Origin of the sequence: Staphylococcus sp. 11-B-312, from assembly GCF_016743055.1 — a bacterium.
GTDB classification, from domain to species: Bacteria; Bacillota; Bacilli; order Staphylococcales; family Staphylococcaceae; genus Staphylococcus; species Staphylococcus ureilyticus.
In genome coordinates, this window is the sequence record NZ_CP068241.1 from 1,524,903 (window position 1) to 1,542,737 (window position 17,835).

15 protein-coding genes are annotated in these 17,835 nt (G+C 30.7%); 5 read left to right on the forward strand and 10 right to left on the reverse strand.

Features of this window, described 5'->3' with window-relative positions; all coding sequences use genetic code 11:
- The first annotated feature begins 616 nt into the window (after positions 1 to 616).
- Positions 617 to 1,708, forward strand: a complete 1,092-nt coding sequence (locus JG554_RS07340; RefSeq protein WP_203265216.1) for a prephenate dehydrogenase — start codon at positions 617 to 619, stop codon at positions 1,706 to 1,708.
- Positions 1,709 to 2,006: 298 nt separating this feature from the next.
- Here the strand turns inward: JG554_RS07340 and panD are convergent, their stop codons facing one another.
- Complete coding sequence (gene panD / locus JG554_RS07345) at positions 2,007 to 2,390, reverse strand: aspartate 1-decarboxylase (RefSeq protein WP_046208322.1); 384 nt, start codon at positions 2,388 to 2,390, stop codon at positions 2,007 to 2,009.
- A 126-nt stretch (positions 2,391 to 2,516) separates the two neighbouring features.
- On the opposite strand from panD, the gene JG554_RS07350 reads away from it, so the two are divergent.
- Positions 2,517 to 3,389, forward strand: coding sequence for an oxidoreductase (locus JG554_RS07350; RefSeq protein ID WP_046208323.1), 873 nt, complete (start codon positions 2,517 to 2,519; stop codon positions 3,387 to 3,389).
- Positions 3,390 to 3,682: 293 nt separating this feature from the next.
- Here JG554_RS07350 and JG554_RS07355 read toward each other — a convergent pair whose 3' ends face one another.
- Positions 3,683 to 4,954: a Y-family DNA polymerase gene (locus tag JG554_RS07355; RefSeq protein WP_064208988.1), complete on the reverse strand. Its 1,272-nt coding sequence runs from the start codon at positions 4,952 to 4,954 to the stop codon at positions 3,683 to 3,685.
- Between the two features lie 147 nt (positions 4,955 to 5,101).
- Here JG554_RS07355 and JG554_RS07360 point away from each other — a divergent pair, with 147 nt between their 5' ends.
- Both JG554_RS07360 and JG554_RS13370 read left to right on the forward strand, forming a co-directional pair.
- Entirely contained in the window at positions 5,102 to 5,290 is a 189-nt protein-coding gene (locus tag JG554_RS07360) for a 2-hydroxymuconate tautomerase (protein WP_046208325.1), read from the forward strand.
- A 342-nt stretch (positions 5,291 to 5,632) separates the two neighbouring features.
- A protein-coding gene (locus JG554_RS13370) for an IS3 family transposase (RefSeq protein WP_445194169.1) occupies positions 5,633 to 7,175 on the forward strand; the annotation gives its coding sequence in 2 pieces (ribosomal slippage) (positions 5,633 to 6,292 and positions 6,294 to 7,175; 1,542 coding nt in all).
- Between the two features lie 127 nt (positions 7,176 to 7,302).
- Here JG554_RS13370 and JG554_RS07375 read toward each other — a convergent pair.
- Positions 7,303 to 8,274 carry an LCP family protein gene (locus JG554_RS07375; RefSeq protein ID WP_203265218.1) on the reverse strand — a complete coding sequence of 324 codons (972 nt, stop codon included), beginning with the start codon at positions 8,272 to 8,274 and terminating at the stop codon, positions 7,303 to 7,305.
- A gap of 144 nt (positions 8,275 to 8,418) precedes the next feature.
- On the opposite strand from JG554_RS07375, the gene msrA reads away from it, so the two are divergent.
- A complete protein-coding gene (gene msrA / locus JG554_RS07380) occupies positions 8,419 to 8,919 on the forward strand; it encodes a peptide-methionine (S)-S-oxide reductase MsrA (protein ID WP_046208543.1) in 501 nt (166 codons plus the stop codon).
- A gap of 57 nt (positions 8,920 to 8,976) precedes the next feature.
- Here the strand turns inward: msrA and JG554_RS07385 are convergent, their stop codons facing one another.
- From JG554_RS07385 to mprF, 7 genes are all read right to left on the reverse strand, one after another.
- Positions 8,977 to 9,888: a D-ribose ABC transporter substrate-binding protein gene (locus tag JG554_RS07385; protein WP_203265219.1), complete on the reverse strand. Its 912-nt coding sequence runs from the start codon at positions 9,886 to 9,888 to the stop codon at positions 8,977 to 8,979.
- Between the two features lie 15 nt (positions 9,889 to 9,903).
- Complete coding sequence (locus tag JG554_RS07390; RefSeq protein ID WP_046208545.1) at positions 9,904 to 10,851, reverse strand: ABC transporter permease subunit; 948 nt, start codon at positions 10,849 to 10,851, stop codon at positions 9,904 to 9,906.
- Positions 10,838 to 12,328, reverse strand: a complete 1,491-nt coding sequence (locus JG554_RS07395; protein WP_107360368.1) for a sugar ABC transporter ATP-binding protein — start codon at positions 12,326 to 12,328, stop codon at positions 10,838 to 10,840. The genes JG554_RS07390 and JG554_RS07395 overlap by 14 nt, the downstream gene beginning before the upstream one ends.
- Before the next feature lie 12 nt (positions 12,329 to 12,340).
- Positions 12,341 to 12,730 (reverse strand): D-ribose pyranase, encoded by a 390-nt coding sequence (gene rbsD, locus JG554_RS07400; protein WP_046208547.1) that lies wholly within the window; start codon positions 12,728 to 12,730, stop codon positions 12,341 to 12,343.
- 49 nt (positions 12,731 to 12,779) lie between these two features.
- Positions 12,780 to 13,784 carry a LacI family DNA-binding transcriptional regulator gene (locus JG554_RS07405; protein WP_064208993.1) on the reverse strand — a complete coding sequence of 335 codons (1,005 nt, stop codon included), beginning with the start codon at positions 13,782 to 13,784 and terminating at the stop codon, positions 12,780 to 12,782.
- A gap of 375 nt (positions 13,785 to 14,159) precedes the next feature.
- Entirely contained in the window at positions 14,160 to 14,726 is a 567-nt protein-coding gene (locus JG554_RS07410) for a hypothetical protein (protein WP_107360369.1), read from the reverse strand.
- A gap of 433 nt (positions 14,727 to 15,159) precedes the next feature.
- Positions 15,160 to 17,682 (reverse strand): bifunctional lysylphosphatidylglycerol flippase/synthetase MprF, encoded by a 2,523-nt coding sequence (mprF, locus tag JG554_RS07415; RefSeq protein WP_107360187.1) that lies wholly within the window; start codon positions 17,680 to 17,682, stop codon positions 15,160 to 15,162.
- Positions 17,683 to 17,835: the final 153 nt, after the last annotated feature.

The following is a 17,835-nucleotide window of genomic DNA, read 5'->3' on the forward strand; positions in this document are numbered from 1 at the left end:
CACTCATTTAATTATGCAATTTTAATCCAACAAAACCCAATTTCAGTATGTGTAGGTGTTAGTTTTCATCTACCACTAACTTTCTGCTTGCTACCATTCACAACTTACTACATTTTGTTTTTTTATAAAAAAACACCACACTAACGCATGCTGTAAGGACGCGTTACCGTGGTGCCACCTTAGTTAACAATTTCATTGCTCACTTTAAATGCTATTATATTATCCTCACGTTTAAAAGCCCAATTCACAATATATGTTGTGCTAATTTTCATCTGCCATTAGCTTTCTACTTGCTACAAATCATATACGTTACTTTATCTTTCAAACGGCAACTATCGTTGCAAAATGAATTAACTAGAATAATACAAGTATCATTTAATTTTGTCAACTCTTATTTTAAATTTCTTCAGTTTATTTAAAGTTAATTAGTGACTAACCTTTTTAAATATATAGCCTTTGTTTTAGTTAAATCATTTCGAATCAAAAGTGTTTTAAAATCGTGTCCTTATATGTTAAGTCTGTTTATGAAATAGAAATTGAAACACGTATTGCGAATTAACTTCACCTACTATACAATGTTACTATTCTGAAAATTTTGATAGAGGTGGTCAGCAAAATGAAACAAATACTTTTTGTAGGTTTAGGCTTAATTGGTGGTAGTCTGGCCAGTAATTTAAGATATTATCACAATGACATTGAAATTACTGCATATGATGCAGATCGCTCTCAACTAGAAAAGGCTTTATCTATTGGAATTATTGATTATCAATCTAGTGATTATAAAGCCTGTGTAGAAAATGCAGATATTATTATTTATGCCACGCCTGTGCAACAAACAATCAAATATTTACAAGCACTACCAAACTATCAAACGAAGCCTAATGTCATCGTTACTGATACTGGCAGTACTAAATTGACAATTTTGCAATATGAACAATATCTTTTAAATTACAATATCCACTTAATTGGTGGTCACCCAATGGCAGGTAGCCATAAATCCGGGGTGCTCAATGCAAAGAAACATTTATTTGAAAATGCTTTTTATGTTTTAGTTCACGATGAACCTGCAAATGATAAAGCTTTTGATGAAATACGTTTATTACTTAGTACAACAAATGCTAAATTTATTGCTACCAATCCAAAAGAACATGATTTTGTAACAGGCATTGTTAGTCATGTCCCTCATATCATTGCATCGAGTCTCGTGCATTTAAATGCAAACCATGCGTCTCACTCTTCACTTGTTAAGACACTTGCTGCTGGAGGTTTTAGAGATATTACAAGAATTGCAAGTGGCAGTCCAATTATGTGGCGTGATATTACCATTGAAAATAAAAATACCATCGTTGATATATTAAAGGAATGGAAATCACAAATGGAAGATGTCATCACGCTCGTTGAAGAAAATAAACCGGAGGCGTTATATGATTTTTATAATGACGCAAAAGTATATAGAGATGAATTGCCACTTAAATCACAAGGAGCACTGTCTATAGAGTATGATCTTTATGTAGATATTCCTGACAAACCAGGTATGATCAGCCAAGTAACACACATCTTAAGTTTACATAATATTTCTATAAGCAACTTAAGAATATTAGAAGTTCGTGAAGATATTTATGGTGCATTAAGAATTAGCTTTAAAAATCCTGAAGACCGAAAAAAAGGCGCTGAAGCATTAAGCGACTTTGATACTTATATTGAATAGACTTTATCTTATCTTTATAATTTAATAACTTCATTGTGATTGTGTTAAGTAATTGCTTAATTTAATTTTTCTTTGCACAAATGCAAAACTTGAAAAAACATTTAAGTCAGTTACTTATTTAGAATCTGTTAAATATTAATTAGTTCAATGTCAAAATAAAAACGTTTTAGTATATGACCAAATATGAGCCTAGCGCAAGTTTTATTAGAAAACTTGCGCTAGGCTCATATCATTTAGTTCTTTTGTCGATTTCATTTGAATTAAAACCATCCAATATATCATACGCTGTGCTACATATTTAATTTATCAATTTCCCTTCTTCTTCTTGTATCATCTCTATAATTTCATTATCTTCATTCATAAGTGCAACTTTTGGACTATGATTTAATGCTTCTTCTGCTGTAACTTGTACATAAGACATGATAATAATAATATCATTTACTTGAACAAGCCTAGCAGCTGCACCATTTAGGCATATTTTTCCACTATTACGTTCTCCTTCAATCACATAGGTTTCTAATCTTTCTCCATTGTTATTATTCACAATTGCAACTTTCTCATTTGGTAATATATCTACCGCATCTAAAATATTGCGATCTATCGTGATACTTCCTACATAATTAAGATTAGCTTCTGTTACACGTGCACGATGTATTTTTCCATTCATCATAGTTTTTATCATTTGTTTTATACTCCTGTTCAAAAAATTAATTTTACATTTTTAGTTGATTAACACTTTATTATTTATTACTATCATAAGCATATCTATTATAATTTTATTTTCTAAATAAACGGAGGTCAACTATAAATGAAAAAAATAGGTATTATTGGTCCTGGCGCTGTCGGTAGTTGTATCACAGTTCAACTTTTAGCAACAGAACATAAAGTCTATTTAATTGGTAGACGTAATGCGTGCATTACCTATCAAGATCCTTCGAAAAATGTAAATATGACACTTAATGTTGTTACAGCATCGGACATTACCGAACCATTAGATATTATATTCATCGCTGTTAAAATCCCACACTTAGATGGATTATATAAACAAATTAACCATTTAACTCAAGATACTACTATTGTTATATTAGCTCAAAATGGATATGGACAACACTTTAAGCTCCCCTTCCCAAATATGTATCAAGCTGTAACTTATATTAGTGGTCAAAAGACTGATCAACACGTGATTCACTTTAGAGATGAGATACTTCACTTACAACGAGATGATAACACAGAGTCATTGAAAAAAACATTAGCTTCAAGTGGACTTTCACTTGTGTTACATAAAAACATTGAAGTGGAAATATGGTATAAACTATTAGTAAATCTAGCAATCAATACAGTTACTGCGCTTGGAATACAGCCTGCTTCTATACTCAAACAACCTCATATTTATTCGCTATGTGTATCACTATTAAAAGAAGGTTATATAATAGCTAAACACTCTGGTATTAATTTTTCTGAGGATGTTATTGATGAAATAATGACAATTTATCAAGGTTATCCAGATGATATGGGAACAAGCATGTATTATGATGTACTTGCAAATACTCCATTAGAAATCGATGGAATACAAGGTTTTCTATATCGACAAGCGCGAAAGTATAAATTAACGACACCGCACCTAGATACGATTTATGCTTTATTATTATCTAGACATCATGTTTTTTCAAATAATTCATAGTAAGCATGTGCACCCTATTATTTTATACATGCTTCTTATGCTGATATTATATTTACAGTTTGGTGGGTGTGTGTTTATTTTATCCTTACGTAGTATAGACAAGACAATTCGTTAATGATGTTATAGATATATGATTTAAATTGTGTCGTTAAACGCTCACTCAATTTGATTTAATAATTATTTTTGGAACGGGCCGCCCCATATAAGCTTATTTAAAATGATACCCGTTCCACATATTGATAATGAAGTTAATTTATAACTACTTTAAATCTTTAGTTTATCATTATTCCTTTTCACATTTTATGGCCTGCCATAAGCCCTAAACGCCCATGTTTTGTACCTGCGTCTGTATAAGAGATTGCTTTAGATACGATACCCTTACCAAATTTTTGATGTAACGCGTCAATCGTTTTGGCCAATTTTTCATTTCTTTTTCTTTCGTATTCATCTATAAATAAATTCAATTGTGTATTTCGCTCATCTATAAACTGTGTGAGTGAAATACTCACTTTTCTATATAGCATTGTTGAATCACATAATTTGTCAGCTAAAGATTCTACCACCTTGAAAATCGTACCTTCTAAATTAGTTGGATCCTCTAATGTGTATTGCTTATGCACCCCTCCATGATCACTATAACCAAATGAAAAATGTATCGTCTTAGCTAATTTATTTCTTGCTCTAACACGACTCGCTACATCCTCAATTAACTCCTGCATCACTACTTTAGCTTCCTCATAACGATAATCACGCATCAATATTTGACTTTTACAAATCGAGGGATTAACTACACTATACTTGTCTCTTATTCTACTTTGATCAATACCATTCGCATGCAAGTGTAAATCCACACCTACTGTACCAAAATCCCTTTTTAAATATTGATATGGATAATGCGCTAGATCTCCTATAGTAAAAATACCGCGTTTATTCATTTTTGCTTCTGTTTTTTTACTAATTCCCCAAAATTTACTCAATGGTGAAACAGGCCAAAGTTTGTGTGGCACATCTTGATATCTCCATTCAGCAATGAAACTATTAGTATGTTTTGCTTCTATATCCATTGCAACTTTACTCAATAACATATTTGAACCAATTCCTATTGAACAATGTATACCTGTTTCTTCTAGAATTTCATATTGTAGCTTTTTGCAAAAAGACTGAATTGTACTACTAAATCTGTGATAACTATTTGTTACATCCATAAAGAATTCATCAATGCTATATTGATGTAAGTCTTCCGGAGCGACATAGCGTAAAGCAATTTTAGAGATTGCTACTGAAACTTCCAAATATTTTCTCATGCTTGGATTGATAATATATATATCATTTCTATGAGGAATTTCGAATAATCTCGATCCTGTTTTAATACCTATAGCTTTTAGTGGACCCGTAGCAGCTAATACAACTGATCCCTGTCTCTTAGTATCTGCAACAACTGCTAACTTTTCTTTCATTGGATCTAGACCTTTTTGTATACAAGAAACACTTGCAAAAAAACTTTTCTGATCAATACACAATATATCTCTTTCCTCTAGCAGATTGTAATCATAAAATTCATACATATGACATTCCTCCCCTAATCACTTATATTATACAAGAACAAATGTTCTATTTCAACTTAAATAAGAACGTTTGTTCTTGTTGTTATTTTTATAATTTTGTGAATTTTCATGCTATAATATATAAAAATAGATTAAGGTGGGATTTAAATGCCAATAGTAAATGTAAAATTGTTAGAAGGTCGCTCTGATGAACAACTAAAAAATTTAGTCACAGAAGTTACTAATGCAGTAGAGAAAACAACAGGCGCAAACAAAGAAGCTATACAAGTTGTAATAGAAGAAATGAAAACTTCTCATTATGGCGTTGCAGGAATTAGAAAATCAGATCAACAATAATTTACATACGAACATAAACATCAATATCTATTGCATCATATAGATATTGATGTTTTTTTACTTTTGCCAAATCTAACTATACATGAATGGTATGCTTAGAGAAACGTATCATGTGTAGGCATATAAAACTGTTTCAACTACATCATTTAAAGCAATTGGGTCATTTGCTGACACCCGAGGAAACAAATATGCAAAAGAGGCTATGGGCACGAATCATATTCCTAGGCAAACTGCACAATCAAAATCGCAACATTCAAATAAATAAGGACTAATCCATTGGCACATGATATGCTCCCTTCAAAGTAGACACTTAAAAATGTAAACTTTGAAGGGAGCTTTTTTATGACTCATAGAAAATTATCACCTGAAACTTATCAAAAAGCTTTCAGCTTATATGAAGAAGGATATAGTATGAAAAATGTAATTCAAAAATTAAATTTAAATTGTTCTCCTAGAATATTATTGATTAACTATTATAAATTTAAGAAGCATGGAATAAAGGTGCTTTTACCAATTCAAAGAAATAATACCTACTCAAATGAATTTAAGCTTAAAGTTGTGAACGAATATATAAATGATGGCCTATCTTTAACTGATTTAGTAGTTAAATATAATATCCCCACTACTTCAACTGTAAACAAATGGATTTCAAAGTATTTATCGGGTAAAATATTAAAAACATATTCTCCAAAACCCGAGGTGTATCAATTGAAATATAAATCATTAACATTTGAAGATCGTGTAGAAATCGTTGATTATTATATGAATCATGGCCAATCGTATAAGACAACAGCAAATCATTTTAACATCAATTATAGCCAAGTATATAACTGGGTAAAAAAGTACAACTTGCATGGGTATGATGGGCTTAAAGATGGACGTGGAAAAGGGAAACCCCAGTCTGTATTAACACCTGAAGAGGCATTAAAAGCTGAAATTAAGATACTTAAAGAGAAAAATAAATTTCTTCAAATGGAAAATGACGTTTTAAAAAGGAAGAAGAAATAGAAAGGAAGTTGATGAAACAGGCATCAGACAAAAAGCATCATACCAAACGGTAAAAGCATTTAAAAACCTTTATCCGATAGCTTGGTTATGTTCAGTATTAAAGATATCACGTTCAAGTTACTATAAATGGTTACATCGCAAACCATCAAATAAAGAAATTGAAAATCAAAAATTAATCAAAGATATCGTTGATATCTACAATAAATACAAAGGCATATATGGATATCGTCGTATATACATATATTTAAGACTTAAACTACATCAAAAAGTAAATCATAAACGTGTCTATAGATTGATGAATCAACTTAATCTAAAATCTACTATCCGCCCTAAAAGAAAACGATATATTAAAACAACACCTGAAATTACAGCACATAATATATTAAATAGAAAATTTGAAGAACAAATCCCAAATAAAAAATGGTTAACTGACGTTACAGAATTCAAACTCAGCAATGGTAAAAAACTTTACTTAAGTGCTATTTATGACTTAGGCAGCAAACAGATTATCAGTCATAAATTAAGTACCTCAAATAACAATAAATTTGTATTAGATACGCTCAAAAAAGCAGTCAAACTTGTGCCGAATACCGAAGGTATACTCTTGCATAGCGACAGAGGATATCAATATACAAGCAGATTATTTAAAGTTACGTTAGAGCAACTTGGTATAAAACAAAGTATGTCACGACCAGGATGTTGCATAGATAATGGACCTATGGAAGGTGTATGGGGAACTATTAAAAGTGAATTGTTTAGAGGAAGAAAAAAAGTGATTTTTAAAGACAAGGCTACAGCAATAAAAGCAATTAATTCATATATAGAATTTTTTAATCAAGAAAGAATAACATTAAAAATGGCTACCCTTATATCGTAAATATAAGGTAGCCATAAACATTTTGTTTTTTTCACTGTCTACTTGACAGGGTGCAGTTCAACACGGATTAGTCCTTATAGCGTGAAATTTGTATTCCATTCTCATTTAAATGAATTCACTAAACTCGTTATTCATTCAAAAAATTCTGTACTTCCTTTTTATTTTTGGCTTTATCGATTTCTAACGCACTACCATCCATTGGTGATTGGATATCTTGATAAGTGTTTTGTATAGGTAAAGTAATAGAATCTACCTTTTTATCACCACGTATTCCAAAATTCAAACCAGTTTGAATGAGTGCAGAATCAGGCATATTTGTATTTAAATAACCTCTCAAAATACCCGCAACTCGAGGTAATTTAGGTAGCGTATCCAAACTCGCTAATTCTTGTTTAAGTGATTGCATGACTTGTTGCTGACGTCTTACACGACCGAAATCGCCTTCTTCATCATGTCTAAATCTAGCATACCCTAATAATTCTTTACCATTTAATCGATGATGACCTTTCTTCAGTGACACACCTATATTTTTAGACATATCTTTTTCAACATCAATTGGAACACCATTAGGTTCCAATTCATCAATCATTTTTTCAAAACCAGTAAAATCAAGAATTGCATAATACTCAGGGTCTATACCTAAATTTTTCTTTAATGTTTGTCGCAATAGTTCAGGTCCACCGATAGAATAAGCAGAATTAATTTTATGTTGACCATTTCCCGGTATATCCGCATAAATATCTCGCATGACAGACATCATCTTCATTTTTTTATGAATATAATCATACTGTGCAATCATAATCGAGTCTGTTCTAGAAATACCACCTTGCTCTTTATCTGCACCTAAAACCATAATTGTGATTTTTCCATCATTTTTTTTAGCACCGTTAAATTTGTGTTGCTTGAGCGTTTTGCCCTGATCTTTTGCGTATTCAATACCTGATTTATAACCATGCACAGAATAGCCAACAATAATGGCTAAAATAATTACAATAATTAAAATTATAATTGGAAATTTTTTAATTTTTCTTTTTTGTCCTACGCATCGTCGGTTGTTCTTCTGTGTTTGTGCTTTCTTTACTTCTGTGTTTATGTTCATTCATATGTAATCAACCTTATATCTTCAAAATTGCACTGCTATGTACTATAATTAACATATATTAAAGTTATATAAAAACTGAATAAAAATCAAGTAATATCTTAATATATGGTACTAAGGTCTAATATGGAAAGGATGTTAAACATGAATATAAATAAAGCATACTTCGCTGGAGGTTGCTTTTGGTGTATGGTCAAGCCTTTCGACACATTTGAAGGGATTGAGAAAGTGACTTCTGGTTACATGGGAGGTCATAAAGATAATCCGTCGTATGAAGAAGTTAAGACGGGTGACACCGGGCATTATGAAACAGTTGAAATAGAGTATGATGTCGCTCTATTTTCATACAATAAATTATTAGAAATATTCTTTTCTGTAATAGATCCAACTGATGAAGGAGGACAATTCCAAGATAGAGGATCACAATATAAAACAGCAATTTTTTATACAAACGAAGACCAAAAAGCAGTAGCTGAAGATTATGTAGCACAATTAAAACAAACTATAGACAAAGAAAAAGCTATTGCTACAAAAATATTACCCGCTTCTACATTTTATGAGGCTGAAGCAGAACACCAAGATTTTTATAAGAAAAACCCTGAACGATATGCTCAAGAACAACAAGAACGTCAAAAATATAAGTAAACAAAAAAACCGGTGCTTTTGCATCCGGTTTTTTGTTTACTCGCACTTTAACATAAATTACTGCCGCTTCATTTCTAAAGGAATTTTATTCTTTTTCTCAACCTTTTTACCATTATATAAATCCATTATCGTTTTAACACTTTCTTCACCCATCAAATTAGGTTGTTGCGCCACTGTAGCAAATAGCTTACCTTTTTCAACAGATTTAATCGCATCTTCATTACCATCGAAACCAACGACTTTAATGTCTTTATTTCCTATCGCTTCTACAGCACCTAATGCCATTTCATCATTTTGAGCAAAAATAGCTTGTATTTCAGGATGAGCTTGAATAATATTTTGTGTCACATTTAGACCTTCTGTTCTATTAAACTTAGCACTTTGTTTGGAAACTACATCAAGTGATTGATCTGCGACGTTATGGAAACCTTTACCACGTTCCCGTGTAGCACTGGCACCTGGGACACCTTCAAGTTCAGCTACTTTCGCATCTTTACCTAATTCATCAACAATGAGTTTCCCTCCCATATCACCGCCTTTGATATTATCCGATGCTATAAATGAAGCAACATCCCCTTTAGCTACATCTCTATCTAATGTAATGACTGGTATTGCCTCATCATTTGCGATTTGAATACTACCTGATATCGCATCAGAATCTGTCGGGTTTACAATCAAGTAATCTACTTTTTGTTGAATTAAGTCATCAATATCATTAGCTTGTTTCGCTGCATCATCTTGAGCATCTGCAAACTTAACTTTGACGCCTTGTTTCTTCGCTTCTTTTTCAATACCATCTTTAATTTTCACAAAGAAAGGGTTATTTAATGTAGAAATACTCACACCAATAACAACATCAGATTTTTTCTTATCTACTTTACCATTGTCATTTTTTTCTATAGGTGATTCTAGTGAACAACCTGTTAAAAATAATAATATAGCTGTTACAGTTATAAAAAGCTTTTTCAATACCAACACCCCCTGTTATTTGTTTTTTCTATCTATAAGTACTGCAATGATAATCACGACACCTTTAACCACTTGTTGGTAAAATGAAGATACACCTAATAAATTTAAGCCATTGTTCAAAACACCGATAATTAACACACCAATCAACGTCCCAACTATACGTCCTTTACCACCTGTAAGCGAAGTACCGCCAAGAACTACTGCTGCAATAGCATCTAATTCATAGGACATCCCTGCAGTTGGTTGTGCCGAATTTAAACGTGAAGTTAAAATTGATCCTGCCATAGCTGACATTAAGCCGGCTAAACTATAAATCATTATTTTAATTTTATTGACCTTAATCCCTGAAATAAATGCCGCCTTTTCATTACCACCCATAGCATAAGTCTGTCTACCAAATACAGTTTTATGCAGTAGGATATATAATATGATAAATGTAATAAACATCGTGACAGCTGGTACTGGAATACCTAAAAAGTAGCCTCTACCAAATAATTGAAATGCATAACTACCATTTAAATTTGTAATAGGATTTCCATCTGTAATAACAAGTGTTAGCCCTCTAAATACGGTCATTGTAGCTAATGTCGCAATGAAAGGCGCCATTTTACCTATCGTGATGAGCAAGCCATTTATAGCACCCAATACCGCCCCAAATATGCAACCTATAAATAAAGCTACAATAGAATCCATACCAGAAACCATTAAAATCGCAACAAATGCACTAGATAAGGCAAGTGTCGATCCTACTGATAAATCAATACCTCCAGTTAATATTACGAAAGTCATGCCAAATGCAATTAAACCATTAATTGAAACCTGTCTTAATAAATTAAATAAATTAGAAGGCTCTAAAAAAGCACTATTTAATACACTGATAATAACAACTAATAATATTAAACCAATAAAAGGTATAATTTTTTCTAAATACGAATAAGAAAATGATAATTTAGACTGCTTCATTTAATTTTCCTCCTGTAGCTAAAGTCATAATACGCGCTTCCGTGATAGCTGAATCTTCTAATATGCCTGCAATGGAACCTTCATGTACAACTGCGACTCTATCACTCATGCCTATAATTTCTGGTAATTCTGATGAAATCATAATAATAGACATACCTCGGTCCGTTAATTCATGCATCAATTGATATATTTCTCGTTTAGCACCTACATCGATGCCACGTGTTGGTTCATCTAATATTAATACATGTGGTGCAGTCGCAATCCATTTAGCCAAAACAACTTTTTGTTGATTACCACCAGATAAAGTGCCACATATATCTCCTATTTTGCCTTTAATATTTAAACGCTGAATCATCTGTTCTGAATATTGTTCCATAGCATGTTGTGTTAAAAATCCAGAGCTTGAAAAGCTTTTTAAAGCTGGTAAAGTAATATTTTCTAAAATTGAATCTTGTAAAACTAACCCTTCTTCTTTTCTATTTTCTGTAATAAAAGCTAAACCTTGTGAAATAGATTGATTAGGATTTTGAATTTGTAATTGTTGATTATTTAGTTTTACCGTTTTATTCCCTTTATCTAATCCAAAGAGTACTCTCATAATTTCTGAACGACCCGCACCCATCAAACCACTAAAGCCAAGTATTTCTCCTTTATGTAAATCAAAATGTATATCCTTTAAATGATGTTCATCTGAATCTAAATTTTCAACAGTAAGCACAACATCTTCTTGATGATATTGTCTAACAGGGTATTGATTATCTAAATCTCTACCAATCATAGATTTTACTATTTCAGCATGTGTCGTATTTTGTGTTTCCTTAGTTAAAATCGAACGACCATCTCTCATAACTGTAATACGATCTGAAATTGTAAAAATTTCTTCCATTCTATGAGAAATATATACAAAAGAAACGCCATCTTTTTTTAAATTTTTAATTTGTTCAAATAATGTATCTATTTCATTATTTGTTAAGGCTGCAGTAGGTTCGTCCATGATAATGATTTTTGATTTTTCCATTAATGCTTTACTGATTTCAAGCATCTGCTGCATACCAACGGATAAAGTGCCTGCCATACGATTTAAATCGATTTCAATATTTAGCTTTTTAAAAATGGCCAAAGCACGTTGTTTCATTTTATTATTATCAACAATGCCAAATAATTTTGTTTCTTCTTTTCCTAAAAACAAATTTTCAAGTACTGTAAGATTAGGCCAAATATTTAACTCTTGCTGAATAAACGACACACCATTTTGTTCAGCATCTATTGTATTTTTAAAGTGTATCGGCTGACCATTTTCTAAAACATTACCACTATCCGCATTATATACGCCAGTTAATACTTTCATAAGTGTACTCTTACCAGCTCCATTTTCACCCATTAACGCATGTACTTCTGCATCATTGATTTCAAAATCAACACCTCTTAAAACATCGTTTTGACCAAATGACTTATATATTTGATTCATCGTTATCATATTTTTCACCCCTTAAAATAAAACACCACTAGATAAAATTACATTAGCGTAAGGTGTCGCTTCACCTGTTCTTATAATTGCTTTAGTTTCCTTACTATACATTTTTAAAGTTTCATGAGATTCCGTGATCATATCAATATTTTCAGCTAATAATTTCACATATAACTCACTATTTTGTTTTATCATTTCATTTGCAATAGTAAGCTGTTCAATTGCCATATGTTCTTTAACTACATTAAATACTTCTTCAAATGATGGATGTCCAAAAGTTAATGCTAAATCTATTTTTTTAACACCATCTGGTACCGGCAGTCCACAATCAGCTATGATAATTGTATCTGTATGACCTAAATCACTAAGCACTTTAGAAATTTCGCTATTTAAAATACCAGTTTTATACATTTAAATCCCCTCTCGTTAAATCTTATTTTATGTAACCCGTTACACATTACTACTTAAATCTAATACTATTTCTGCGTTTAATTGATAACTTTAACCTATTATCTTGTTGTTCAATTATAGAATTTTTATTTAACTTTAATAAAATTGATACCGCTTGCTGCCCTAAAAAATATGCGGACTGATCAATAGTTGCAATTTGAGGAAACGTCATTGCAGAAAAAGGTATATTATCATAGCCCACAATTTGAATATCCTCGGGAACTTTCAATTGAAATTGTTGAACAAGGCCCATCGTTTCAATTGCCAGTACATCATTGCTGCATATAATACTATCAATCTGAAAATCTTTAATTAATGAAATAAATGCACTTTTATTATTTAATGTTTCTGCTGAGCAATCATAATAGCTCACATTATAGTTATTCAATTCTTGTTTAATACCATCTGTCCTTAATTTAAATGCCCGTATATTCAAATCTAAATGGAGGATCAAAATATTTTTTGGTTTACCTTCTAACACAAGTCGAGCTTGTAATTGTCCGCCTTCAAAATGATTCATAGAAATACCATTACCTTCATTTTCAACACGATCTACAAATACATAATGAATACCTTGTGACACTAATAGCTTTTCAATTTGATCATCAGCAAATGCTGTTGCAATAACTCCTACACAATTATAAGCATTGAAAGTGAATAAATACTCTTTCGCCTTATCAACATCGTTGTCACTATTTCCAATTAAAACTTGAAAACCGTGCGCAAGCGCTATATCTTCAACACCTCTTGCTATAAGTGTAAAAAAAGGATTACTGATATCTGGTAATAATAAGCCAATCATTTTTGACTTACGTTTATATAATGTACGTGCTGCTTCATTAGGTTGATAGTTAAGCTCATGAATCGCACGTTCAATTTGTATTTTTGTTTGAGCTTTGACATATCCATTATTATTTATCACTCTAGATACCGTTGCTACTGAACAACCAGCTAACTTAGCTACTTCTTTAATTGTTACTATAAAAATCACCTCTATTTTTGTAACCGTTTTCATATTATCATAATCATTTACATTTTGATAGTTTATTTGAAAATTTAATTATTGTAATATTTAATATTCTATATTTTTTTAATTTATTTATATAAAACGAAAACGATAATTTATAGTAATCAAATCAGCAGTATAAATAATTTTTTATTTTATGATCAAAAAATTAGCGTTAACTTTTCTATTAAATAATTATATAAGCAGTTGAAATCAGTTATATTAAATTCGTACTTATACAAATTTTTATTTAGCGCTTACCTCATTATGTTTTTAAAATATATTTCTGTCATATCGTAAAATTCAAATAAAAAAGACCCATCCAGTAGTTCGGATAAGCCCTTTATGCTGATAATAAAATTTTTATTTTCTAACATTATAAATTTATTTTATAGTAGACACTTGATCTATATTCTCTATTGCTTTCACCTTTTTATTTGAATCAAAATATACTTTAACAGAGAAATAATTGGATGGATTATCATCGTATATCATCGTACCATTGTGATTATTGTGTACTCTATAACCATGTACTTGCGAAAATGATTCAATAGTAACATTATCAGGTACAACAAAAATTCGTTGAACTTTATTATTTTTGAATAAAAAAGCCATGTCACCATATTTATGTGCTTTCATATTAGCAATTTGTATTGTTTTTTCACTATCACCAAAGTATGTTTCAACTTTGTGTTTGTCCATGCCTTTAGAAACGTGCATATAATGATTTCTTACATCACTATTCATAAAATTTTCACTGAATTGTTGTGACAAAACATTGATCTTAGGCAATTTATACTTGGTCTTTTTCTCCTGTTTAAATTTTTCGTTTTGAGCAGATTGATTTGAACCTTTGTAATTTGTATGTATGTTATCATATAACGATTTAATTGAGAGTGTTAACGCAACTAAAAGCATCACGATTACCAAACTAATTATAACTTTTTTCATTTCCCCACCCCATTGTTCACTCTGCAAACATTAATATTTACATATTACTACATTATATTGAAATTTTAAATGTATATTAATAATATAACAAATGAAAATAATTCAAAAAGCTAATGTTACTACAGTGAAAAAATACAATTATATTTCAAAAAGAAACCAACTATATAAAATGTCAATTTTTATTCAAATAAGATGATATCATGATGTTGAAAGCGTTTTCTAATGATGATATATTATAAATACACCTTGAACAAAGGGGTAACTAGAAATTCATAAATATAGTTAGAGTCAAAATGATATTTAGAAAGTATATCGTTAGTTTATTAAAAAGTAGTTAATAACTTCTCCGGCGTTAACTACAAAAACCATTAAAAACTATAACTCCAAAAAACAACCAACAATCATTAACGGGATTGTTGGTTGTTTTGTTTTATTATTTTTTTCTAACTACACGCATGACTTTTGTCATACTTACCCACAATGAGTTATCTTTACGATACACTAAGAACCTTGGCTGCCAATTGGGATTAAACTTTTCTTTATAACGTCTTAATCCTTGAAATCTATATAATCCATTGAAATGCTCAAATACTCTACCTGCAAGTCTTTCTCTATAAAAAGAAAAAGGTACTTTACCCACATTGGACAGTGTAGCCATGCCCATATTAAAGTATTGATACCCATTTGCCTTAGCCCATAACAGCATATGAAGATATAAACTATCCATCAGAGGTAAGGAGGTATCCGATTTCCAACGTATTAAATCAATAGACACAGTTGAATTATCATTAACAGGCATAAATGTACAAAAACCAATTATAGCATTTTCTTTATCTTTAATAACTCCGATCGGCGCCTTCGATATATAATGTTCACTAAAATGTCCTACTGAAAATTGCATTTCTGTAGAGCCTGATAACCAATCATCGCTTATTTGTTTTAATTCATCAAAAATGTTTTTTGAAAAAGGAGGTTCCAATACCTCAAAAGTACACCCCAAATCATCTAACTTATTTAAAGTAGCACGTAAACCACGCTTCTTTTTACCTGAAGTAGTGAAAGTTGATAAATCAATAATGGCTTCTTCGCCTAATTTAAAAAACTGATTTCCAAAATCATGATAAATTGACATATATTTATCAGTGACTTGATAGAAAATAATGTCGTAACCTAAATATTGAGCTTCATTATAAAATCTTTCGAGCAACTCATGGAACGAAGCACTATTTCCAATGGGGTCACCTAAAACAATATAGGCATTCCCCTTATAACGATACATCACAAATGCGTCTTGTTGTTCATTAAAGAAAAACTTCTTATCACCACTGTATATGAGATGACTTAAATAATTTCCCCCAAATTTCTGAATAATCGTTTCACATTGTTCTAGTTTTTGACCACTGCCTGCAGATTTGAATCTTGCTTCAAACCACCACACAACAATACTAACTATAATTGCTACTGTAATAATCGTGAACCAAAAATAATATCTTAAAAGAGACGTATCTACTTCTATATGATAAATATCTAAAGTGTAAAATGTATTTTTTATAAACACATGATTAATGAATAACACAAGAGCCCCAATAATTACACTAGACAATAGTTTCGTATATCTAAACGGACGCTTTATGACACGTGCACTTCTATAAAATACAGCGAGCATTACAAACATAGTAATTAACCAACCTAAAAGTACCAAAGAAGGATAAGTATAAACAGTGACACTAAATATGATAATGATTGAACAAATTGCAAACAAAAGTGCTCTCTTAGATAAATGATATACACCTATCACATTTAATAATAGTAATAGACATGCACATGTATGAATAGAAGCGATAATATAATAAAACGCATGGTTATTACTATATAACCCATCATAAATTATTGTAATGTTATTAAAGAAAAATAAAGCACTCGTAAATAAAAGTAACAATGCAATGGAAAATGCTGGTATCCTAGTTAAGATATCTTTTTGATAAGATGCTAAAAGTGATGACATATCTTTCACAGGTATCATAATTTTAGAATCATCCAAATAACGTTTTGCCGTATTTCTAAATTCAAACGTTGAGAGAATAAGGGCAATTAAAACAGGAAATAAGTAATAAGCAAACCTGTAGAGCAATAAAGCTAAAACAATTTTTTCTTCTGGAATATTTAAACTTTTCAATCCTAGTAATAGTACCAAATCAAATGTACCAAATCCTCCAGGAATAAAACTGATTAACCCTGATAATGCACCAATGATAAATATTCCCATAAATACAGAGAAATGCACCTGTATACCAACAATTAATAATGCCATATATAATACTGCAGCAGCAATCATCCATTCAATACTAGAAACAATGGTGCAATAAATTCCAGTCAATTTACTTTCTTTATTTACTGGTTTCCAAATTGTAATAAAAATAAAAATAGGCAAAAACAACGCAACAACATACATTAACCATCTAACCCAAGGGAACGGACTAAATACATGTCTAACATCAAACACATGAAATACTACTAAAATAGAAAGCATACTTAAACCCGTCAACATGGAGATTAAAACAATAGAAATAGTATGCAGTAATGCTTTTTTATCTTCTGTAGTATCTTTATATAATAAAAATCTTACGCTCGCTCCTATGAATCCTCCAAAGCCCAATACTGCGTTCAAAGCATTTACAATATATCCTATACGTACGGTTTTAACTAAAGATATCTTCAAGTGTAAAACTTTAGCTAAAATCACATCATACATTGATAATACCAGTATGGCTAGACCACCACTCAAAAAAAGCACAACCAACCATACACTATTAATATCTTTTATAGAATGAATCGTTTCTTTTAAATTTATATTTGCTAGTTCTTTATATAAAGTAAAAACAACAAATATAAATAATGAAAGTGCAAATAAAACTTTCATTATCGTTAATATTTTATTTACTAGCTTCTTTGACATGTGTTCACATCACTTTTCTATATTCATATAACATTTAAAATATAGCACAATTTTTATTTTTTATAAATAATTTTTATACGAGTTAAATATTACAATATTGTTAGACCACACACTCAGTTACAAAAAATATAGACATACTTTCATTTTATATGC